The 22,385-nt window shown below is 63.2% G+C and carries 17 protein-coding genes and 1 pseudogene; 9 read left to right on the top strand and 9 right to left on the bottom strand.

Annotation, left to right across the window (positions count from 1 at the left end; all coding sequences use genetic code 11):
* Positions 1 to 20 precede the first annotated feature (20 nt).
* Positions 21 to 890 carry a type II secretion system F family protein gene (locus M2361_RS28450; protein WP_404976469.1) on the top strand — a complete coding sequence of 290 codons (870 nt, stop codon included), beginning with the start codon at positions 21 to 23 and terminating at the stop codon, positions 888 to 890.
* A pseudogene (locus M2361_RS29110) lies at positions 887 to 1,120 on the top strand (DUF192 domain-containing protein); the annotation flags it as partial. The gene M2361_RS28450 and the pseudogene M2361_RS29110, both read left to right, overlap by 4 nt.
* A 6-nt stretch (positions 1,121 to 1,126) precedes the next feature.
* Here the strand turns inward: M2361_RS29110 and M2361_RS28445 are convergent.
* Together M2361_RS28445 and M2361_RS28440 are read right to left on the bottom strand one after the other, a co-directional pair.
* Positions 1,127 to 1,930, bottom strand: coding sequence for a BPSS1780 family membrane protein (locus tag M2361_RS28445; protein WP_259253109.1), 804 nt, complete (start codon positions 1,928 to 1,930; stop codon positions 1,127 to 1,129).
* Between the two features lie 66 nt (positions 1,931 to 1,996).
* Positions 1,997 to 2,965: a homoserine kinase gene (locus M2361_RS28440; protein WP_259253108.1), complete on the bottom strand. Its 969-nt coding sequence runs from the start codon at positions 2,963 to 2,965 to the stop codon at positions 1,997 to 1,999.
* 183 nt (positions 2,966 to 3,148) lie between these two features.
* Between M2361_RS28440 and dusA the strand changes: the two genes are divergently transcribed.
* Entirely contained in the window at positions 3,149 to 4,165 is a 1,017-nt protein-coding gene (gene dusA, locus M2361_RS28435; protein ID WP_259253107.1) for a tRNA dihydrouridine(20/20a) synthase DusA, read from the top strand.
* 40 nt (positions 4,166 to 4,205) lie between these two features.
* On the opposite strand, the gene M2361_RS28430 is transcribed toward dusA, so the two are convergent.
* Together M2361_RS28430 and M2361_RS28425 are read right to left on the bottom strand one after the other, a co-directional pair.
* Entirely contained in the window at positions 4,206 to 4,664 is a 459-nt protein-coding gene (locus M2361_RS28430; protein ID WP_042792875.1) for a CBS domain-containing protein, read from the bottom strand.
* 36 nt (positions 4,665 to 4,700) lie between these two features.
* Entirely contained in the window at positions 4,701 to 6,014 is a 1,314-nt protein-coding gene (locus M2361_RS28425) for a YihY family inner membrane protein (protein WP_259253106.1), read from the bottom strand.
* A gap of 17 nt (positions 6,015 to 6,031) precedes the next feature.
* Between M2361_RS28425 and M2361_RS28420 the strand changes: the two genes are divergently transcribed.
* The 3 genes from M2361_RS28420 to M2361_RS28410 all read left to right on the top strand — a co-directional run bounded on the left by M2361_RS28420 (position 6,032) and on the right by M2361_RS28410 (position 8,830).
* Positions 6,032 to 6,403: a DUF2069 domain-containing protein gene (locus tag M2361_RS28420; RefSeq protein WP_100855107.1), complete on the top strand. Its 372-nt coding sequence runs from the start codon at positions 6,032 to 6,034 to the stop codon at positions 6,401 to 6,403.
* Positions 6,400 to 7,896 carry a YdiU family protein gene (locus M2361_RS28415; protein WP_259253105.1) on the top strand — a complete coding sequence of 499 codons (1,497 nt, stop codon included), beginning with the start codon at positions 6,400 to 6,402 and terminating at the stop codon, positions 7,894 to 7,896. The genes M2361_RS28420 and M2361_RS28415 overlap by 4 nt, the downstream gene beginning before the upstream one ends.
* Positions 7,897 to 8,110: 214 nt before the next feature.
* The gene (locus M2361_RS28410) at positions 8,111 to 8,830 is read left to right on the top strand and encodes a response regulator transcription factor (RefSeq protein WP_100855109.1); all 720 of its coding nucleotides are present in this window, start codon (positions 8,111 to 8,113) and stop codon (positions 8,828 to 8,830) included.
* On the opposite strand, the gene M2361_RS28405 is transcribed toward M2361_RS28410, so the two are convergent.
* Entirely contained in the window at positions 8,812 to 10,320 is a 1,509-nt protein-coding gene (locus M2361_RS28405; RefSeq protein ID WP_310508940.1) for a HAMP domain-containing sensor histidine kinase, read from the bottom strand. The two genes, M2361_RS28410 and M2361_RS28405, sit on opposite strands and share 19 nt — an antisense overlap.
* An 80-nt stretch (positions 10,321 to 10,400) precedes the next feature.
* Positions 10,401 to 12,293, bottom strand: a complete 1,893-nt coding sequence (locus tag M2361_RS28400) for an EAL domain-containing protein (protein WP_259253103.1) — start codon at positions 12,291 to 12,293, stop codon at positions 10,401 to 10,403.
* A gap of 603 nt (positions 12,294 to 12,896) precedes the next feature.
* Here M2361_RS28400 and M2361_RS28395 point away from each other — a divergent pair.
* The 3 genes from M2361_RS28395 to M2361_RS28385 are packed head-to-tail and all read left to right on the top strand — an operon-like array spanning position 12,897 to position 16,250.
* Positions 12,897 to 14,279 (top strand): bifunctional diguanylate cyclase/phosphodiesterase, encoded by a 1,383-nt coding sequence (locus M2361_RS28395; RefSeq protein ID WP_259253102.1) that lies wholly within the window; start codon positions 12,897 to 12,899, stop codon positions 14,277 to 14,279.
* Between the two features lie 36 nt (positions 14,280 to 14,315).
* Positions 14,316 to 15,383, top strand: a complete 1,068-nt coding sequence (aroC, locus tag M2361_RS28390) for a chorismate synthase (RefSeq protein ID WP_088591654.1) — start codon at positions 14,316 to 14,318, stop codon at positions 15,381 to 15,383.
* 39 nt (positions 15,384 to 15,422) lie between these two features.
* On the top strand, positions 15,423 to 16,250 hold the full coding sequence (locus M2361_RS28385; RefSeq protein WP_259253100.1) for a M48 family metallopeptidase: 828 nt from the start codon (positions 15,423 to 15,425) through the stop codon (positions 16,248 to 16,250).
* Positions 16,251 to 16,344: 94 nt separating this feature from the next.
* Here the strand turns inward: M2361_RS28385 and M2361_RS28380 are convergent, their stop codons facing one another.
* The 3 genes from M2361_RS28380 to M2361_RS28370 form a co-directional block, all read right to left on the bottom strand.
* Positions 16,345 to 18,291 carry a LapD/MoxY N-terminal periplasmic domain-containing protein gene (locus M2361_RS28380; RefSeq protein ID WP_259253099.1) on the bottom strand — a complete coding sequence of 649 codons (1,947 nt, stop codon included), beginning with the start codon at positions 18,289 to 18,291 and terminating at the stop codon, positions 16,345 to 16,347.
* Positions 18,292 to 18,308: 17 nt separating this feature from the next.
* Entirely contained in the window at positions 18,309 to 18,992 is a 684-nt protein-coding gene (locus M2361_RS28375; RefSeq protein WP_259253098.1) for a transglutaminase-like cysteine peptidase, read from the bottom strand.
* A 105-nt stretch (positions 18,993 to 19,097) separates the two neighbouring features.
* Positions 19,098 to 22,385, bottom strand: a 3,288-nt coding sequence (locus M2361_RS28370; protein WP_310508939.1) for a VCBS domain-containing protein, incomplete at its 5' end; no start/stop codon positions are given.

The following is a 22,385-nucleotide window of genomic DNA, read 5'->3' as shown; positions in this document are numbered from 1 at the left end:
GGGTAATGGGGAAGGGGGTCATGTTGCTGGACCTGAGCATGTTGATGGCGGCGCTGGCCGTGGGTTGCGTGACCTGGTTTGCGCTGCGCCCCTTGCTGGGCGGCAAACAGGCGGTGTCTGCCGGATTGCCATGGTGGTGGCAGGCGGCCTGGCCATGGGTATCTGCCGTGGCGCCAATAGCGGGGCCGCTATGTTCGTGGCGCCTGCGCACGCGATTGGCGCGCGCGATCGAATGGGCGGGCTTACCGGCAAGCGTGGGTTACGCACACGTGGCGGCATTGAGCGCCAGCGCGGCGCTGTTGGCTGGTGGGGCGGCGGCAGGCGCGATGGCGGCCTACGGCATGTCGCCCTTGGCCTGGATGCCTTGGGCGCTGGCTTTGGGCATTTTGGCTGGCCTGGCTCCCCGCGCCTGGCTGCGTAGCCTGAGCGAAACACGCCGCCGCAGCATTGAACGCGATCTGCCCTTTGTGTTCGACATGATGACGCTATGCGTGGAAGCGGGTTTGAGTGTGCAGGGGGCGCTGCAGTTGGCGGCGCAAAGCGGCCCGCAAGGTGTTCTGCGCGATGCATTGGCGGAGGCCTTGGCCGAGATGCGGGCGGGCGTTACGCGTACAGCCGCGATCAAGGCGCTGGCCGACCGCAGCAACAGCCCGCTTGCCCGGACCTGGGCCGCCGCATTGGCGCAAGCCGAGGCGCTGGGCATCAGCCTGGGGCCGGTTCTGCGGGCACAAGCGGCGCAGTGTCGCAGCGACCGGCACGTGCGAGCCGAACAATTGGCGATGCAGGCGCCGGTAAAAATGCTGCTGCCCTTGATCGCGTGCATTTTCCCGTGCACGTTCATCGTGCTGGCGTTTCCCATTGCCGTTCAATTGCTGCAAAGCGTGCAATGAATGGCTGCCCGCCCTTGTCGCCTGTCCGGCTGAGGTTCTTGCGTGTGGATGACTGGAGGCGCCGGATGCGGGGCCTGCTGGGGCGCCGACCGCCTGGCAAGCGGTCCGGCGTATTGCTCATGCCCTGCGCTGGCGTGCATACCTTTGGCATGCGCTATGCCATCGACGTGGCGTTTGTCGGGCGGGATCTGCGGGTGATGGCGGTGCGCAGGGCGTTGCCACCCTGCCGCATTGCCTTATGCCTGGGCGCTGTTGCCGTTGTCGAGATGCGGGCTGGTGTTATTGATGCCGAACACGGAGGTATAGGCCGGATAGAAGCTGCAATACAGCGCGCCGCCCGCGGCGATATTGAACGGAATCTGTAGGGTGCCCGCGAATTCGAGCGACAGGCCCATATAAACCAGCAGGCCGGCGCACAGGTCGATGAAGAGGAAAACCAGTGCCCAGGTGGCGCCGTACACCAGGAACGGCCACTTGTTGCGCCAGCAAGCAATACCGGAGAAAAACAAGGCTTGCACCAAGCGCAGGCCATGCCATGCGACCAACACCGGCGCATGCCAGAACAAGGCGGCGATCACGACATAAATAATGGCGAAGATGGTCAGCGGAACCCGCATGGCCATCAGAATAGGGTCCAGAGAGCGCTCGACGGAAGCGATGCGATAAGCCTCCGCCATCGAGTCCATGAACGGCAGGAAAGTGAGCAGGCCGGCCGCCATGCTTAAGCCCGCATACAACAAGCCCATCAGGAACAGCTTCCTGAACACGCCCGGTTGCTTGAGGGGTTTGCCCCACATCGACGGCAGCATGACGCGGTCGGCCTCAATGTGCTTGCACGCAGACAAGGTCATGAGGGTGATGATGGGCATGAGCGCCACGACCAGGATCGGGCCCACTGGAGGAGTCGCGCTGGCGAAGACGACCAGAAGGCTGATGAACATTGCCCAGGTAAACATGGCCAGGGGTTGTTTGCGGAACAGACGGAAGCCGTCTCGAACCCATTGCCAGCCGGACGTCGCGGGTAAGAATGCTGCTTGCATGGCTCTCTAAAGGAGGGATGTCTCTCAAAAAGGGACGCGCGAGCCCCATTATGGGGGGCGTTACGGTTACGGCAATATTGGCAAGCGCGAGCGGTGGCGTGCCTGCAACACTCTTTCGAAGTGCCGCGGGTCGTGCGGTTTAAGCGTTTGCGCGGGCCGGGGCAGGAAAAAATCGTACAGGCGGGAAATCCAGAAGCGCAGGGCGGCCGCTCGCAGCATCAGGGGCCAGACCTCGCGTTCGGCATCGGTGAAGGGGCGCACGCTGGCGTAGGCGGCCAGCCATGATTGCACCAGTTCGGGAACGAACTCGCCGGTATCCCGTTCAATGCACCAGTCGTTGACGCTGACCGCCACGTCGAACAGCCACGTGTCGCAGCCCGCGAAATAGAAGTCGATGATGCCGCCCATGAGCGGATCTTCGAACGTGCCCGCAAACAGCACATTGTCGCGGAAGAGGTCGCAATGGGCGGGGCCCGTCTGCAGCGCCTGCCAGGCGGGCGTGGTCACCGCGGCTTGTTGGGCAGCCAGTTCCGCGCTTAATAGCTCGACCTGCTCGGGGGTAAGAAACGGCATGACTTTGGGGGCCGTTTCCAGCCACCAGTTCAAGCCGCGCAGGTTGGGCTGGTGGATCGGAAAATCCTGGGCGGCCAGATGGGCGCGGGCCAGGGTTGCGCCCGCCAGTGCGCAATGGGTCGCGCCGGGGGCGGGCTCGTAGCCGCCAGGCAAGCGCGACACGATGGCGCAGGGTTTGCCGTGCAGGGTCGTCAGTCGGGTGCCGTCGCGCAGGTTTTGCGGTTGCGGCACCGGGACGCCGCGTTCCGCCAGGTGGTACATCAATTCAATGTAGAAAGGCAGTTGCGCGTGCGTCAACACCTCGAACAGCGTCAGCACGAATTCGCCGCGGGTCGTATACAAGAAGTAATTGGTGTTCTCGATACCCGCCGTAATCCCTCGAAGCGAGACGAACTCGCCCAGGTCGAATCGCGCCAGGAGGGCGCGCGCGTCGTCGTCGGATACGGGAGTGAATACGGCCATTGATGTACAGGGTAAGGAGTTAACGGACGCTCGGACATGCCGGGTGCGGCGGCGGCGGCGCAATTTTAGACCACATAGCGCCCGGGCCGTTCGGGAGGGGCTTGGGCAGGCGTGGACAGGCTGCCGGACATATTGCCGCGAAGCCCGTAAAATACCGCATCCCCTTGTTTTGTAGAGTGATTCTTGGACTCCCCCGACTGGCGGCTGTGCGTCGCCCCGATGATTGACGTAACCGATCGCCATTGCCGCTATTTCCATCGGCTGCTGGCTCCCCGCGCGCGCTTGTATACGGAAATGATCACGACGGGCGCGCTGTTGCATGGCAACGTCCCGCGGCACTTGGACTTTGACGAGGCCGAGCACCCCGTGGCGCTGCAACTTGGCGGGAGCGAGCCTGACGCATTGGCCCAAGCGGCCAAGCTGGGCCGCCAATGGGGTTACGACGAGATCAACCTGAACTGCGGCTGCCCCTCGGAGCGCGTGCAAAAAGGCGCGTTCGGCGCCTGCCTGATGGCCGAGCCCGCCCTGGTCGCGGATTGCATGAAAGCCATGCAGGACGCCGTCGACATCCCGGTCACCGTCAAGCATCGCTTGGGCCTCGATTACGAGAATTCCTACGAATTTGTCCGAGACTTCGTCGGCAAGATTTATGACACGGGATGCCGGGTCTTCATTGCCCACGCCCGCAATGCGGTGTTGAAGGGCCTGTCGCCGAAGGACAACCGCGAAATTCCGCCGCTGCGCTACGACGTGGTCAAGCAACTCAAGCGCGACTTTCCCGACTGCACGTTTGTGTTGAACGGCGGTTTGGCCGATGCGGGTCAGTCCGTTGGGGCCGCGAACGAGTTCGATGGTGTGATGTTGGGTCGAGCCGCCTGGCACACGCCGCGCGTGCTGTCCGAGGTTTCACTGCAATTGTGGCCGTCGGTTCGTCTGCCCACCGACGCGCAGGTGGTGGACGCCATGACCGAATACGCCGCCAGGCAGGTGGCAAAGGGCGTGCCCTTGCGCGTGATGACGCGCCCGATGCTGGGCTTGGTGAATGGGCAGTCCGGGGCGCGGCGCTGGCGCCGGATGCTGTCGGACCCGGCCCTGCTTGCGGCCAACAACCCTGACCTGATTTACGACGCCTGGCGCAGCCAGCGGCAGGCGCCGGATGTGCGCGGCGCCGCATTGGAAGCGGCGCCGGCGGGGGTCTGACGGCAGGCTGGCGGCTGCTGCCGCCAAAGCCTGGGGGGGATCACGACTTGGCGGGTTCCGCGCTTTCGGTTGGCCAGTCGCGGATGTAGGCTTTCAGCATGTTGTTTTCAAATTGCTGAGCCGCCACGATCGCCTGCGCCATGTCATAGAACGAAATGACGCCCATCAGGGTCGGGCCGTCCATGACCGGGATGTAGCGCGCATGCTTTTCCAGCATCAGGCGCTGTACTTCGTCGGCGCTGGTGTTGGGGGACACGCTGACCGGCGCGTCGTCCATGATGGACCGGATGGTGGTTTCACCGGCGCCGCCATGCGCGTGCATGTGGCGGATGATCTCGCGGAACGTGAGCATGCCGGTCAGGGTGCCGAATTCCATGATGACAAGCGAGCCTATGTCCTGCTCGCTCATGGTTTGCACGGCCTGGGACACAGGCATGTCGGGCGACGCCGTATAGAGCGTGTCGCCCTTGACGCGCAAAATCTCGCTGACCTTCAACATCGGTTCCTCCTGGGCGGACTGCGCCCTGATACTTTGCTATTTCTTGTTCGCTTCCAACTGCAATAGGGGAGCGACTCCATTTTCGGTATTCTGCGCTTCTCCGCACAGTTCTTCCAGCGTTGGCGCATTTTCCTGGGAAATCACGGACGAGGCGACGCGCAGGATCTCCGGGTCGTTTCGCACCCGGGCCTGGCCGCGATCCAGCAGAAAATTGTCCACGACCGGCGCCATCGATGTTTCGCGGGCATCGCAGGTCAGCACCCAGAGGTCTTCCGGGCTGCGGGTGGCCAGACCCATCGCGCTCAGCTTTTCCAGCACATCGTTCAGTTCGTCTTGGTGCAGGCGCAGTTGCGACGCGAGCACGTTGACGGGCAGGCCCGGCGGATTAGCGGACTGCGCGCGGCGCAGGGCGCGCAAGGCGTCCAGGGCATCCACGAATTGCGCGCCGGGGTAGCGGTTGATCTTGCGGCGGCCAAGTCGGATCAGCGGTGCGCTGGAAGCCAGGATGGCGCCCAACAGCACGGCCAGCCACGACAGGTAGATCCACAACAGAAATATCGGCAGTGTGGCGAAGGCGCCGTAAATGATGGTGTAAGTGGGAAACCGGGTCAGGTAGTACGCAAAGCCCGACTTCATGATTTCCAGGACGATGGCCGTCACGGCCCCGCCAATCAGCGCGTCCCGCCACAGCACGTCCCGGTTGGGAACGAAGACGAACAGGGCCGCGAAGCCCAAACCCGTCAGGATCAGCGGCATGAAGGAAACGGCGATGCTGATGATTTCCGGGACGTCGCGCACCAGCCCCAGCGATTCGCGCGCCACGAAAGAGGTGGCCCACAAGCTGGCGCCGGCCAGGACCGGCCCCAGCGTGATGATGGCCCAATACACCAGCGCGCGCTGCCGTAGCGGCCGCTGGCGCGACACATGCCAGATGTCATTGAAGGCCTGGTCGATCGTCATGATCAACAGCAGGGAAGTCACCAGCAGGAACGCGCCGCCAATGGCCGTCAGACGGGACGCCTGGCGCGCGAACTGGTTCAGGTAGTCCATGATGTTGTCCGAGACGGACGGCGGCATCAGGCTGTTGGCAAGGAAGTCTTCAAGGGCGACACGGAACTCCTGAAACACCGGGAAGGCGGTGAACAGGGAAAGCACCACTGCCAGCATGGGCACGATGGCCAGCACCGTAGTGAAGGTGAGGCTGGACGCGACTTGCAGAAGTTTTTCTTCGCCGGCGCGTTGCAGGGTGAACCGAAAAAAAAGGCCTGCCCTGACAACCCATGAATAGCGCGGGGTCGAGGGTTTGGTAGCCGCCGGCGTGGCGGCGACGGGCTCGGCGGGGCGATTCATCAGGCGATAATAGCAGCATGAACCTTGAACTCAACCCCCGTTTGCGCCTGCTGGCCTCGGTTTCGCTGTTCGCCCTGATCGTCCTGTGCGTGACCTGGGAAACCGTGGTGGCGCCGTTGCGGCCGGGCGGATCCTGGATGTTGTTGAAGGCGCTGCCGCTGGCGTTTCCGCTGCGCGGCATCCTGCGCGGGAACCTCTACACCTATCAGTGGGCGTCCATGTTGTCGCTGCTGTATCTGATGGAAGGAGTGGTGCGAGCCATGTCCGACCCGATGCCGCTTTCCGTGCTGATGGCCTGGGGCGAAATCGTCCTTTCGGCTACCTTTTTCCTTAGCGCCATTTTCTATGTGCGGCCCGCCAAGCGCGCCGCCAGGAGCCAACGCGCATGAATGCACACTCCCTATCCGAACTGCGCGCGGTCAATACGTTTGCCGCGTTGCCCGCTGCCTTCTATACCCGCCTGACGCCTCAAGGGCTGAATAAACCGCGCCTGTTGCACGCCAACGCCGACGCGGCCGCGCTGCTTGGCCTGGACCCGTCCGTCCTGACGACGCCCGAGTTCTTGCAGGTTTTTTCCGGTTCGGAACCGCTGCCGGGCGGCGACACGCTGGCCGCGGTCTACAGCGGACATCAGTTCGGCGTGTGGGCGGGCCAGCTCGGAGACGGGCGCGCCCACCTGTTGGGCGAGGTCCAGGGGCCGGACGGGGGCTGGGAACTGCAACTGAAGGGCGCCGGGATGACGCCGTACTCACGCATGGGAGACGGCCGCGCCGTGTTGCGCTCGTCAGTGCGTGAATACCTGGCCAGCGAAGCCATGCACGGTCTGGGTATTCCCACGACGCGCGCACTGGCGCTGGTGGTGTCGGATGACCCGGTCATGCGCGAAACCGTGGAGACCGCCGCCATCGTGACGCGAATGTCGCCCAGCTTCGTTCGATTTGGTTCGTTTGAACATTGGTCATCGCGCCGACAGCCGGAACTGTTGAAGACGCTGGCCGACTATGTCATTGACCGCTTTTACCCGCAATGCCGCGAGGCGCCGTCGGGCCAATCGCAGGACTCCCACGATGACGTGACGCCCTACATCAACTTGCTGCGCGAGGTCACGCACCGCACGGCGCGGCTGATGGCCGACTGGCAGGCGGTGGGCTTTTGCCATGGCGTCATGAACACCGACAACATGTCCATTCTGGGGCTCACGCTGGATTACGGTCCGTACGGCTTCATGGACGGCTTCCGCCTCGGGCACGTGTGCAACCATTCCGATTCGGAAGGCCGCTATTCCTGGAACCGCCAGCCGTCGGTGGCGCTATGGAATCTGTATCGCCTGGGCGGTAGCCTGCATGCGCTGGTGCAAGACGTTGACGGCCTGCGCGCCGTGCTGGACGAGTTCGAGGCGGTTTTCACCCGCGCCTTTCACGACCGCATGGGCGCCAAGCTGGGGCTGGCGGCATGGCGGCCAGCCGATGAGGAACTGCTGGACGACCTGCTCAAGCTGATGGACGCCAACCAGGCTGATTTCACCCTGTCATGGCGCCGGCTGGCGGACGCGGTGCTGGGGCAGCGCAATGGGTTCGAAGATCTGTTCATCGACCGTCCGGCGGCTGCCGCCTGGCTCGACAGACTGCTGGCGCGCCAGGCGCAGGACGGCCGGCCCGCGCAGGAAATCGCTGACGGCATGAATCGCGTCAACCCCCTGTATGTATTGCGCAATCACCTGGCCGAAGAGGCAATCCGGGCGGCAAAGACGGGCGACGCAAGCGAAATCGATACCTTGATGAAGCTGCTGCGCAATCCGTATGAGGCGCAACCGGGGTATGAACGCTATGCCGGTCTACCCCCGGATTGGGCCGGAAGTTTGGAAGTCAGTTGCTCATCTTGATAAGACTTGGCGTCAAACGCGCGGAAACGCATACCGAATTCTTGTGATTTACGCGAAAAAGCGGTGATAGAGAGCGAAATATCACGCTTTTTTTCACTGCAATCATTCGTTTCCATTGTAAATCTCGTAAGATTGTCGCCTGTTGGACACTCAGGATCGCATACCGCATCCATGGGGCATTTGTCGACAATTTTCAATATAAAGCACTCTGAATATGCCTGGCGCAGATGGTTTGCTATGTATCGGTCTGCTTGAGGATGACGCCGACTTCCGAGAGGAACTGGCGTTAGGCCTGGGCGGCTATGGTTTTCGGGTAGCGTTTGCTTGTGACAATGCGGCGGCGTTTTATCGTCGGCTGCAGGAGCAGCCGTGCGACATCGTCATCCTGGATGCGCATCTTCCAGGCGAAGACGGCTTTTCCGTCGCCACTCGGCTGCGGGCCTTGAGCCCGGTAGGCATTGTCATGCTGACAGGTCGTAGCGCCCTGGAAGACCGGGTGCGCGGCCTGGAGGGCGGCGCGGACGTCTATATGACCAAGCCCGTGGACTTGCTTGAGCTCAGCTCCGTGATTCGCAGCCTGGCTCGCCGCATGCGGCTGGCCAAGGCGCCGCGTCCGGCCGACGCTGAATCGCGGGCATCGGCGGACAGCACCTGGTCATTGCAGGACGGGGGCTGGATCCTGGTGGCGCCAGACGGCGCATCGCTGCACTTGAGCGCGCAGGAACGGACGTTCCTGATGGCCCTGATGGATGCGGCCGGCAATGCCGTCAGCCGCCAGGTATTGGCGGAATTGTTCTTGCCCGAGAGTCCAGGTGGCTTCGAACTGCGCCGCATCGATGTGCTGGTCAGCCGGCTGCGCGCCAAGGCGCAAACCGCCGGCCTCAAGCTGCCGGTCTTGTCGGTGCGCGGCCAAGGCTACGTGTTCGCGGCCTGATTCGCGCCAGATTGGCCGGGCGCGTTGACGGGCAGGGTGATGACAAAGCGGGTGCCCACGCCGACCTTGCTCTGCAGGGTCAGCGAGCCCCCCTGGTTCTGGCAAATGCGGCGAGCCAGATATAGCCCAATACCCATGCCCTGCGTTTCCCGATGCGCGGAACGCCGGAAATGCGGCTCGAACACACGCGCCTGCTCCTGATCTTCAATACCCGGGCCACGGTCCACCACGGCCAGCCATGCCATTTGCGCGTCACCGACGCGAACCTGGCCGGTTTCTACCCTGACGGGTTCATTGGCCGGCGAATATTTGATCGCGTTGTGAATCAGGTTGCGCACCACGACGCTGGTCAGCGGACGGTCGCAAAACACGGGCAAGGGGTCGTCCGCTTGAACCATCAGCGCATGAGCGGTGTCGGGTTGCATCGCCGCCGCCACGTCGCGCGCCAGTTCAGCCAGGTCGGTATGTTCGCCTCGCGGCGTCCAGGCCTGATCGCCCAGACGGTCCTGATTCAGCAACTGATCCATCAATTCCGTCATGCGCGCCACAGAGCGGTGGATGCGGGCCAGGCGCGTGTCGACGGCTTCACCGCTGTCGGACAGGATCATGTCCAGGGATTGCGCCGCCGCACTGATGGTGGATAGCGGCGCCCGCAGTTCATGCGAAATCAAAGCGTTCATTTGGCGTTGCGTGTCCAGCGCACCGGCCAGTTCCGCCACGCGCAGTTCGCCCTGCGCCACGTGTTCGGCATCGGCATGGTCGTGAACGCCGCGACGCACCGCAATGGGCCCATGGCTGTGCCACCTTAGCGCCACGCCCAGCAGCGCACCGGCCACCAGCAACATCCTGGCAAGCTCAATCGGCGTACCGGTGGTGTCTGCACCGTTGGACAGCCAGGCGTCATGGCCTAGCATCCACGCCGATGCCGCATAGATGCAGACCAAGGCTATTGTCAAAGGGCGGCCGGCTTTGCGCTGAACGGCTTGCACCGCGAACCAGGCCGTCAGCGCCACGCTCAGGCAGGCACAGGTTCCGGCGATGACGGCTGGAATCAGGCCGCTTTCGGTTTCATAGACAAAGATCAGCGCCAACGCTGCCACGCACGCCAGCGCCATGCTGAGGCCGCGGCAGGCGCTTGCAACCCTGGCGGCATGTGGCGACCCCGGCTGAGGCGACCCCGGCTGAGGCGACCCCATCAGCAACGGAGCGGTCAGCGCCAATAGCGCGGCAAAAGAGCCGGCCTGCAACGCACCGGGCGGCAGCAGCGTGGGTAACGAACGGAATACGCCTTCCAGCACCATGAAGGCCAGGCCCGCGCCAAAAAGCGACGACCGGGTGCAGACCCAGGCCATCAGGCACGCCAGGCCGCACGTCATCGCCACGCCCGCGGTCAAGCCAAGCAGGAGGTCTTCGTAAGGGGAAGTGATGCCACGGGCCAGCACCGCGCCAGGCCAGAAGAACGCGCACGCCAGCATGCCGAGTCGCAACAAGAGGGCCTGCGATCCGGCGGTGGCGCGTCGTGCACCGCGTTGGTGGAAAAAACAGCGGGTGCGAAGAAACAGTCCTTCCGTCAACTAGGAACCCATTGATGATCCGGCGCGAGTTCGCGCGTAAGGGCGAAGTTTACGACAGCCCCGCGTATCGCGCGGACGCCCAGATCTTCCAGGATGTCCTGGGTGGCCAGGTCGGGCACGTCTTCGGCATAGACGGCCATGCCCAGGGTCGCCGCGGTGGTCATGACGGTGGCGGCCAGGTGCTGGCTGCCGGGGCTGTAAAGCAAGCCGGTAATGAAACTGCCGCACAGCTTCAAATACGACACGGGGAACTCGTGCAGCCGTTCCATGGCGCCAAATTGCTGCGACAGCCGCGACAGGCCCACGCGGCCGCCCGCAGCGGTGACGATGTTGCAAAGCTGGCGCAGATCGGCGGCTTGCTCGATCAAGCCGTCGGCATCTACCTCGATGATCAGGCGCACGGTCAATGCCGGGCGGTCGGCCAGCATGCGTTCAAGCCGCGACAGGAACGAGCTTTGCGCCAGCGACGCCAAGGAAATCGGCACCGTCAGCGCCGCCGAATGGGTGAACAGCCAGTCCAGTCCCAAGCGGATAGCCTGTATGTCGCATTCGGCCGACAGGCCCAGGCGAACCGCGGGCGGCATGAAAATCGAAGCCGGAACGGGATCGCCATCGGTCGTGTCGTGCAACATCAGGCTGGCTTCATGGTGCAGCAGTTCGCCCTGCACCGCATGCAGCGGCAGCACCGATAGCGAAAACCGATGCTGCTCCAGGGCGGTGACCAGGGCGTCGTGCCAACTGTATTCACCGATGCGCGTGCTGTCGGCCGCCTGGCTGGCGGGGGTGATCTGATCGTCTTCGGCGCTTTCGGCGCACATCAGGGCGTGGTCCAGCCGCGCCAGCGTATCGCTCATGTTGTCACCGGGGGCGTAAGCGGCCATCGCCAGCGCCCATCGGCACCATCCGTACTTGTCCATGGGCACCCGCAGCGAACGCAATTCACGTCGCACCCGTTCGGCCAGCACGCTGGCCTGCGGCGCCGAGGTCCGGGGCATCAAGAGCGCGAAGTCCGAGCCGCTGATCCGGGCAAGTTGCGCCGTGGGTCCGCCAAATTCGGTAATCAGCTTGCGCAAGCGGTCAGACGAGGATCGCAGCCATTGATCCGTGAACGCGCGCGACAGATGGCGGTTGATCTGGGCCAGATCGCGCTGGCGGAACATCAGGACGTGGCCGCCCGCTTCCCCGGTTTTATCGGCCAGCGCCGCTCGGAATTGGTCAATGAAATGCTTGCGGTTGGATAGGCGGGTGATCGGATCCCGGTAGATTTCGCTTTGCAGTGATTCGATCTTGGCATTCTGTTCTTCGACGGTGGCGGCCACCCGCCGCTGCGCGTCAACCAGGGCCTGGTCCACGCCCGCCAGTTCACACGATCCGCTTGGCGGGGCATTGTGGCCGGGCGCCAAGGCGCGTACCCGTTCGCAGATATCGCGCGACGTCCTTGTCTCGATCCATCGCACCAGGTTGATGGCAAAAAGCGCCCAGAAGACGCCTGCCGCCAACACCAGCCCCAGGACCCGGACGCCACCTTGCCACAGCGTGTCGCGCGCCAGTCGGGTATCCGCTTGCACCGTTACCGTGCCGCGCGCGCCGCCGTCCAACGACACATAGGGACGCGATATCGACGGGGCCTGGACCATCAGCCAGGCACTGCGCCAATCGCCGTTGCGGGCGGTGGAGGCCTGCGGGCTGTTCCGCTCAATGACGGAGGCATCGCCTTCGTTGGTGATGCGCACCTGCGTATACAGCCCTTGTTCAAACAATTCATCAGCCAATGCCGCCCGTTCTTCGTGGCTGGACGAGGCATGCGCCAAGGCCCACGCCAGTGCGCTGGCCCCGCTTTCGCTCTGCTGGGCAAGTTGGGTGTTCAGATAGCGGTGGGCGGCCAGCATCCCCAGCGCCTGAGCGCCAAGCAGGATGAAGCCGACCAGGAGAGCAGTGCAAAAAAGTAATCGGCGTAATGTCGACATGTGGTTGAGTTCCCTTTGCGGGCAGCAAGCGCGCGTGTCGAAGACTACATGGCCGCCGGTTAAAGGGCGTCGGGCAACGAGGGTGCTCGACGTAAAGAAGCCTGGATAAGAAACGTGACACACGTTACTAATACTCCAGCGGCACCGCTTACACTGTAATTCGGCATGTCACATAACGTACAGAATATTACGAAATTCGGCGCAACGTCAGACGAGCTATGCAATTATTTCGATTGTGATGATCGCAAGCTTGAGAACTATTGAGACAGGGCGTATTAATTTTTGGGGCTTCGCTGTCGTAGTAAGGGCAGGGCATGGGTCAAGGGACCGGCCGGCACTCTGCGACCAAGGACCGACATGACCACCCGCAAGCGAGTAAAGAGCCTTCAGATTTCAAGGAAAAGAGGCGCGTTGCCTCCGAAGTGTGGCGTTTTTTTGCGAAAATAATGCATAATTTAAAAAATGTTACAGCCTTTGGGTTCTTTCCTGGACCGCAACGCCAAAGGTATCTAGATAGGGGGCTCCGTGCGTGAGAGTTACCTGCTCGCACTGTGCCTGACGCTCACGGGCGCACTGGCAGCGATAAGTTGGTTTTTCGTGCGCCGCGATCGTGCGCTGCGTCACCGCCTGACGCGCGACGAGCTGACCGGCGTCTTGAGCCAGCAGGAATTGCATCGGCGCGCCCGAGTCTGGCTGGCGCAAAAAGACGGGCCTGCGCGCCGAGGCGCGTTTTTTCTTGTCAGTTTCGAGCAATACGCCGAGATCAGCGCCATGCTGCGCGCGGGCGAAGACCAGACGCTTTTGGTGCATGTCGCCAACCGCCTGAGCCTGATCACGCGCACGCTGGGCGGTATGGTCGCCCGCAGCGGCACCGACACCTTCACCATCTGCGTGCCGGAAGTGGACGAGGTGGGCGCCGCCCAGGTGTCCACCAAATTGCTGGAAGACCTGAGCGAGCCCTATGAACTAGGTGGGCGTCCCCTGATCGCTGTGTTCAGGGTGGGCGCGGCTTTGTACCCGGAACATGGGCGCACGGTTGAAGAACTGCAACGTTGCGTGCAGGTGGCGCTGGTGCCCCTCAAGGAGCGCGGCGGGCCAGGGTGGAATCTGTTCGATTTCCGACTGTTGGCGCGGCACCGAGACCAGCAGGGTCTGGAGAATGACCTGCGGCTGGCCTTGACCACGCCGGCCATGGAGCAATTCGAGCTCTTTTACCAGCCGGTCTGCGATAGCGGCTCGGGCGTGGTGCAGGGGTGCGAAGCGCTGTTGCGCTGGCATCACCCGACGCTGGGCAGTGTGTCGCCAGCCGTCACCATTGAGCTGGCCGAGCGCAGCGGGCTGATTGTGCCCCTGGGCGCTTGGATTCTGGAACGCGCGTGTTCGCAGGCCGCCTTGTGGCCGCCGGCCTGGCGTGTGCATGTGAACCTGTCCGTCAAGCAGATGAATGAAGACGGGCTGGTGCAATTGGTGTCCGACGTCTTGGCCACCACGCAACTGTCGCCGCGCAAGCTGGTGCTGGAGATCACGGAATCGATCTTCATCCTGCACTACGAAAGGCACGTGAAGATGCTGAACACGCTGCGCGCCCAGGGCATCGGCATTGCGCTGGACGATTTCGGTTGCGGTTATTCCAGCCTGAATCATCTGCGCCATTTGCCCATTGATTGGGTGAAGATTGATCGCAGCTTCATTTCCGCGCTGGAGTCCGACGCTGGCAGCCGCGAGGTCGTCTCGGCGCTGTTCGGCCTATGCCAGGCGATGCGGCTGCCTGTCGTGGCCGAAGGCGTTGAAACCGAAGGCCAGCGCGAAATCCTGAAATCGTTGGGCTGCCGCGTGATGCAGGGTTTTCTACTTGGGCGGCCAGCGCCGGCTGCTGAAATCCAGGCTTTGGCCCTGGCGGTGTCATAATCGGGGTTGCTTGCAAACCCGACCTGTTGACTTCCTATGCCCGGCAATACCCTAGGTACTCTTTTTACCGTCACGAATTTCGGCGAATCCCACGGGCCGGCTATCGGTTGCGTCGTGGATGGCTGCCCTCCGGGGTTGAGCCTGGACGCGTCCGATATCCAGTTGGAACTGGATCGCCGCCGCCCGGGCACCTCGCGCCATGTCACGCAGCGCCAGGAAGCCGATCAGGTCGAAATCCTGTCCGGGGTATATGAAGGTGTCACCACCGGCACGCCGATTGGCCTGCTGATCCGCAACACCGATGCCCGCAGCAAAGACTATTCAAACATCGCCGACACGTTTCGGCCCGGCCACGCCGATTACGCCTACTGGCGCAAGTTCGGCGTGCGTGACCCGCGCGGCGGTGGCCGTTCATCGGCCCGCCTGACGGCGCCCACGGTCGCGGCGGGCGCCATCGCCAAGAAGTGGCTGGCCGAGCAATACGGCGTCAAGGTGCGCGGCTACATGAGCCAGTTGGGCCCGGTGGCCATCCCGTTCCTGTCCTGGGACGAAGTGCCCAACAACCCCTTCTACGCACCCAACGCCGAGGTCGTGCCGGAACTGGAAGCCTATATGGACCAGTTGCGCCGCGATGGCGATTCCGTCGGCGCGCGCATTGAAGTCGTAGCCGAAAACCTGCCCGCGGGCTGGGGCGAACCCATCTATGACCGCCTGGACGCCGACATCGCGCACGTGATGATGGGGCTGAACGCCGTGAAGGGCGTGTCCATCGGCGCGGGCTTTGACTGCATTGCGCAGCGCGGCTCCGAGCACGGTGACGAAATCACGCCTGATGGCTTTCTGACCAATCACGCCGGCGGCGTGTTGGGCGGCATTTCAACGGGCCAGCCGATCACCGTATCGCTGGCCATCAAGCCCACGTCCAGCATCCGCGTGGAACGTCGCTCGGTGAACCGCGCGAACGAACCCGTGATGGTGCAAACGCTGGGCCGCCACGACCCTTGCGTCGGCATTCGCGCAACGCCCATCGCGGAAGCCATGCTGGCGCTGGTGCTGATCGACCACGCGCTGCGCCACCGCGGGCAGTGCGGCGATCCCCTCTGATCCCCCCGGCATTCTCGCCATCGTTTCCAGGAGGCCGTCATGAATCGTAAACGTCATCTGTTGCGCGGCGCTGGGGCCGCGCTTGCCCTGGCCGTGTTGGCGGGCTGTACCGGCATGAACACCACGCAGTCCGGCGCCATCGGCGTCAACCGGACGCAGTACATGTCCAGCCTGGTGCCGTCCCAAGCGCTGGAGCAGGAAGCCAGCCAGCAATACGCCGACATCCTCAAACAGGCGCAAGCCAAGGGCTTGCTGGATCGTGATGCGCAGCAATTGTCGCGCGTGCGCACCATTTCCCAGCGGCTTGTTGCGCAGGCGGGCATTTTTCGCCCAGATGCGGCGGGCTGGAAATGGGAAGTCCACGTCTTGTCCAGCGACGAGGTCAACGCCTGGTGCATGCCCGGAGGCAAGATCGCCGTCTATACCGGCCTGATCTCGAAGATCAAACCCACCGACGATGAGCTTGCCGCGGTGATTGGCCACGAGATTGCTCACGCGTTGCGCGAGCATGCGCGCGAGCGCGTTTCGCAGCAGATGGCAACGAACCTGGGCTTGTCCGTGCTGTCCATCGCCACGGGTTCCAGCGCCGCCTCCGACCTGGGCGGCCAGCTTACCGACGTGATGTTCTCGTTGCCCAACAGCCGCACGCATGAAACAGAAGCGGATCGCATGGGTGTCGAACTGGCGGCCCGGGCAGGGTACGACCCGCGCGCCGCCGTGACGTTATGGCAAAAGATGGGGGCGGCCAGTAGCGGCAGTGCGCCGCCGGAAATCTTGTCGACGCACCCCTCGGCCGAGTCTCGCATCACTGATCTGCAAGCCGCCGCCCAGCAAGTATTGCCGCTGTACCAGCAGGCGAAGAAATAGAGTCGTCATTGCGCGGCAGCCACGCAAAAAAATAGCCGCCCGGGGTCAAACCCGGGCGGCTTATTCGTTGATGCGTCGTTGATGCGCGGCGCGGCTACGCCGGGTTTGCCACGCGCTTCACGCCCGGACCACGCATGACCTCGATGCCCAAGCCGGCCAGGATGCGCTGCGTTTCAGCGTCCGGCACGTCTTCGGCGTATACGTCGATGTTCAAGGCACGAGCGGTTTCCAACACCGAGGCCGTCAACTGTTGGCTGCCCGGGCTTTGCGACATTCCCCCCACAAAGCCACCGCCCAGTTTTACGTAGGACAAAGGCAGCGTGTGCAATTGGGCCACCGCGCCGAATTGCTGCGCCAGACGGCGCACGCCAATATGCGCGCCAAAGTCCGAGACAACGCGGGCCAGCGTGGCGATCTGCTCATGGCATTCCACCAGGCCATGCGCATCAATCTCCAGAAACAGACGATGGGCCAAGGGCCGGTGTTCCGTCAGCATCAGGGCCAATTGGCGGAAGAACTTCTGGCCGCGCAAGGACGGCAGGGCGACCCGCACCGCCAGTTCACCGTCATGGGCGGCAAGCCAATCCAGGCCCAGGCGCACCGATTCCAGGTCGCAATCCGCCACCAGATCCAGGCGCACGGCGGGGGGGATGAACAGCGTGGCGGGAATGGCAACCTGATCGGCGGACGTGCGCAGCATCAGCATGGCCTCGGTGCGCAAGGCGGTGCCGTCGGCCGCCAGCAGCCGTTCCGTGGCCAGTTCGAAGTGCTTGTCTTCCAGCGCGGACAGAATAGCGTCCTTCCAGGCCCGCTCTCCCGATTCCGATGGCGATTGCATATCCGTCGCGCCCGCGATCACGACCTGATCGTTGTTGGCGCTTTCCGCGCGCATCAGGCCGAAGTCCAGGCGCGCCAGTACCGGGCCGGCCTGGTTGCCCTGGCCGTAGTCCGTCATGGCCAGGGCCCAGCGGCAAAGGTGGCCTTCACCCACGGGAATGCGCGTGGCATGCAGGTCGGCCCGGAGCTGCTCGGCCACCATCATGGCCTGTGGCGCCGCGCAGCCCGGCAGCAACAACGCGAAGTCCGAACCGTTCAGGCGGGCCAGCAAGGGCGACGCCACGTGCAGCGCCTTCAGCGCACCCTGAATCCGTTCGCACGCGGCGCGTAGCCATTGGTCGATGAATTCGCGCGGCATGTGGCGGTTCAGGTCAGCCAGGTCGCGTTGGCGGAACACCAGCACGTGCCCGCCCGCCACCGTCGGCGCTTCCAGCGCGCGCCGGAATTCATTCACGAAATACTTGCGATTCGGCAAGCGGGTGACCGGATCCTGGTTCAGTTCCAGTTCCAGCGATTCGATCTTGGCATTCTGTTCTTCCACGCTGGCGTACACGCGCTCGCGGGTCTGGTTCAACGCCTGCACCACGCCAGACAACTCGGGCACGCGCGCCTCGACTTGTTCGGGCGGGGTGTCTTGGCCGATGCTGCGGACATGGTCGCTGATCTCGCGCAGCAGACGGTTCTTGATCCACCCCACCAGCACAAAAGCAAACACGGCCCACAACACGCCGGCGCCGACCACCAGCGCGATCATCTTCACGCTGCTGCGCCACAGGGCTTCCCAGGCGTAAGCGTCATTGGCGATCAAGGTCACTTCACCCACCTGACGCCAGCCGTCGCTGACCGCGTGGCTGGCCGGTTGCGTGTCCAGCGGCGCCAGCTTCTGAAACCAGGCGGGAACCGCATTCGGCGTGGCCGTGGACTTGCGTTCGATCAGCACCTTGCCTTCGGGGTCCGCCAGACGCACCAGCGAGAAATGCCCCCCGTCGTACAGTGCCGAGATCAGCAATTCCTGCAGCACCGGATCGTTATTGGCGGGTTGCGACAAGGACAATGCCAGCGACACGGCCGCGTCGGTGCTTTGCACCTGCAACTGGCCAGACAGGTATTCGCGCGCCGAGTTGATGCTAAGCGCCAACGTGCCCAGCAGGATGACGCCGATCGCGAGGGTCACGCTAAGCAGTAACTGTCGAAGTATGGACATAGTCTTGTTTCCGGCCATCAGGGGCGTATGCCGTCCCGTTCCATGCGTTGAAGTAGATCACGCCAGCGGCTGAGTCGGTCAACCGGCGCGGCAGGCTTGCCGTCAACGTAGACACCGTCGGCGTTGAAACTGAATACCGGCGTCAGGTCGCGACGTTGCGTGGCCGGCAAGATGGTTGAGATCAGGCTGTCCAGCACCAGCGGAACAGCGTTTGGCGTGTCGTAGTAGCCCAGCACCATGTGGGCGACCTGGCTGCTGCTGGCCGGCCCGCCCACGCGCGCGCGGACGTAGATGAAACGCAGCTTGTTGGCGGGCACACCCATCGCCAACAGGGTGAAGTACTTGCCGATGACGTAGTCTTCACAGTCGCCGGCGCCTCGGCCCAGCGATTCGAGCGGCGTGGCCCAGTAATCGGCCTGCTTCCAGAGGGTGATGTCTTCGGCGGACAGCAGCGCCTGGTTCCAGAAATCGTTGGCGAGCGTCAGCTTGTCCCGTTCTTGTGACGGGGGCGGGCTGCGCATCAACTGCAGCCAGTTGCCAACAGACTTCGCGCCCTTCGCGCCATAGCGGCTGGCGGCCAGGCTTTGCAGCCGTTCCGAGCTGAGATCCAGCGCGAAACTTCCGCCCCAGACGCAAGCCAGGCACAGCAATACCAGCCGACACAGGTTTACAAAGCCGCGGTAACGGTGAGTCGAAGACATGAAACGGATTTTCACATTTTTCCGACTCATGAAAGACGTGTCAGCAAAAAATATGGCGGGTTCAAGGGGAGGGCGGCTGCCCGCCGTCCCCTTGATGCCTAGGGCTTAGCTGTGATCGACGTTCAGCTTCCCCTTCTGCAGCAGGTCATTGATGATGGCCTGGTTGCTCATGACCTGGCCGTTGGCGTCATGCGTGAGGTCCACGTTTTCCAGCACGATCTTCTGGTCGGCGCCTTGGGTGCCAAGCTTGCCCTGGGTGTTGATCTCGACGAGCGTGTTGTTGGAGTTGGCCGGATCCTGCTTGAAGTTCAGATACTGCGACAAGTTGCCGTCGTGCTCGCCCACGAGAAGTTCCTTCAGGTCCAGGACATCGCCGCCATCGGCGATCGAGGCCTTCGAGAAATCCTTGATTGTGTCCACGGCCGGGGCACCGACGGTGCCCTGGTCGTTGAGTTCCCACTTGAACGTGTCGCTGCCTGCGCCGCCGACAAGGATGTCGTTGCCCTGGCCGCCGATCAGGACGTCATTGCCGTCGCCGCCGTACAACGTGTCGCTGCCGGTGCCGCCATACAACGTGTCATTGCCAGCATCGCCGTACAGGGTGTCGTTGCCGCCCTGGCCGTAGATGATGTCGTTGCCATTGCCGCCGTGCAATTCGTCATTGCCGCCGCGCGCGTCGCCCTGCACATCGAAGATCGAGTGATTGTCCAGGATGAACTTGTGCAGATCGGCATCCGTGGGCTGCACGCCGTTCTTCAGCAGCAGGAACTGCTTCAGACCATCCAGGCCAGCGCCGTCACCCAGGTCGGCCGGCTTGGCCGGATTGCCGCCAATGCCCCAGGGCAACTGATCGGTATTGACCGTGTCGCCGAACAGGATGTCGTTGCCGTCGCCGCCGAATATCTTGTCGTTGCCGACCGGGGCCAGTTCGGTAGTTGTGCTGCCACCGGCCAGCGCCGACTCCAGGTCCGACGGGCTCAGCACCACTTGCGAGTTGTCGGTGCGGCCCGACGTGTACGAGCGGATATTGTCGATATCTACTCGGAACGCGCTGTTGCTCGAACTCTTGTCATTGAGGGTGAACTGATACAGGTACTGGCCAGGGCCGTGGATGCTCGAGCGGGTGTTGGCTTCCGAGCCCGACTCCACCGGCGCCCAGGCGGTGCCATTCCACTTCAACAACACCCACTTGAAGGTATCGCCGGTTCCCTTGTTGGCGACGCTTGCGTCGAAGCTGAACGTGGCGCCGCCGGCGCTGTTCACGACCATCTTGTTGGCGGCATTCATGGTCACGGTAAATTCTTTACCGTCCGCCGTCGTGTCGGTGAGGCGCATCGCATTGCCGCTTTTCGCCGCAGAGCCGTCTCCATCCTTCTGCCAGTTGGCGGGATTATTCGCTCCCGAGGTTCCGGAGAAGTTCACGTAGACCTCGCCGCCAGAGGTATAGCGGCCGCCGGTGTTGTCGTACTGATTAAGTGTGGAAGTGGATACACCCGAGCCGATGCCTATGCCGTGCACGTCGCTCACGCCGGCCAGGGAGTTGAACTCGGCGTCTCGGTCATAGCCCCACCACCCTTCGGAGGTAGGCTCGCCGTCCGTCAGGAAGAACGTCAGGTTCTCGTACGGTTTGCCGTTGGCATCTACCGTGGGCTGGCCGTCGAACCAGTCCTTGGCTTCGTGGAAGGCAGCGCCATAGGGAGTACCTCCGTCAGCCTTCAGACCCATCAGAATGTCTACCATTTCGTCGACATTGCTGGAGTTCAGGCCAGAGATTTCCTTCTGCAGCTTGGCGCTGCTATCCGCGAAGGTGATCAGTGACACGTTGATGGTGCCATCGTGCATCGCCAGCTGATTTTCAAGCAGCGCCTTGAGGGCCTTCTTGGCGGTCTCGAGGCGTCGCTCTTGGTTGGATCCGCTGCCCCAGTAATAGTCCATCGAACCCGACAGATCCAACACCAGCGCGATGTTATAGCTCGCGCCCGGCGTCACATTCTTCACCATGCCGCCCTGGTCGCCCAACAACACGTCGTCGCCGGATCCGCCCTTCACGGTTTCGTCGCCGTTATTGCCTGTGGTGAACTGGTCGACATGCAGCGTGAACGTCTGCTCGCTGGACGTGTCCTGGCCGCCGTTGGCAGTGCCGCCGGTGTCCTTGACCTGGAACTGGAAGGACGCGCCCGCGTTCTCGCCAACGTTCGAGGTGTTCGGCGTGTATACCAGCTTGCCGCCGGCGAGATCCGCCGCGCTGATCTCCTGGCCTTGCGTCACTGCCTGGCCATTGAGGTACAGCGTGCCGCCCGAAGGCAGGGAATCGATGATCACCGACTTCATCGAATGGCCTTCCACCGGATCCGAGAACGCGAAGTCCTTCGTGCCGAACACGTAGTCCTTGCCCTCGGTCACGCTGCCGAAACCATCCTTGGACACAGGCGCGTCGTTCACGGGCAGGACATCGATGTCCAGCGAGGAAGAGACCTGGCCCGTGCCGTCCGTCACGGTGTAGGTGATTTGCGGCACCACACCATTCCAGTTGGCGTTCGGCGTGAAGACATAGCCGCCATCGGCATTGATGAAGATCGAGCCGACACCCACGATGTTGGCGGTGGCGCCAGCAGCATACTTCGTGCCATTGATGGTGAATTCGGCGACGCTCAGTGCATCGTTGTCCCGGTCGCCGGCACCGCTCAGCACGTTGCCGGACACCGTTTGGTCTTCCAGGCCGTGGTTGGTTTGAGCTTGGATCACCGGCAGGTCATTGGTGCCGTTGATGGTGATGGTAATGGTGCTGGTGGCGGTGCCGTCAGCGGACGCGACCGTGTAGGTCTCGACGACAGATTGGCCAGCCTTCAGGAACTGCACGGCGGCGTTGTCCACCTTGTAGGTGTACGTGCCGTCGGCGTTGATGGTGACCGCGCCCAGCTGGCCACCAGCATGCGTGCTGCCGGTGAACTTGAGGGAGCTTGCATTGAAGGTCGACTCGCCGGCGTCGGCGTCGCTGATGGTGACCGCGCCGTTCACGCTGAGCTTGCCGCCCGACACGCCCAGGTCTTCCGTGACCGACTTCGCGTCATTGGTCACCGTCGGCAGGTCATTTGTGCCGTTGATGGTGATGCTAATGGTGCTGGTGGCGGTGCCGTCAGCGGACGCGACCGTGTAGGTCTCGACGATGGACTGGCCGGCCTTCAGGAACTGTACGGCGGCGTTGTCCACCTTGTAGGTGTACGTGCCGTCGGCGTTCATGGTGACTGCGCCCAGCTGGCCACCGGCATGCGTGCTGCCGGTGAACTTGAGGGAGCTCGCATTGAAGGTCGACTCGCCGGCGTCGGCGTCGCTGATGGTGACCGCGCCGTTCACGCTGAGCTTGCCGCCCGACACGCCCAGGTCTTCCGTGAC

This window comes from Achromobacter sp. JUb104, from assembly GCF_024806975.1.
GTDB lineage: Bacteria > Pseudomonadota > Gammaproteobacteria > Burkholderiales > Burkholderiaceae_B > Achromobacter > Achromobacter spanius.
The sequence above is the reverse complement of the archived record's forward strand: the minus strand, read 5'-3'. Positions and strand labels throughout refer to the sequence as shown.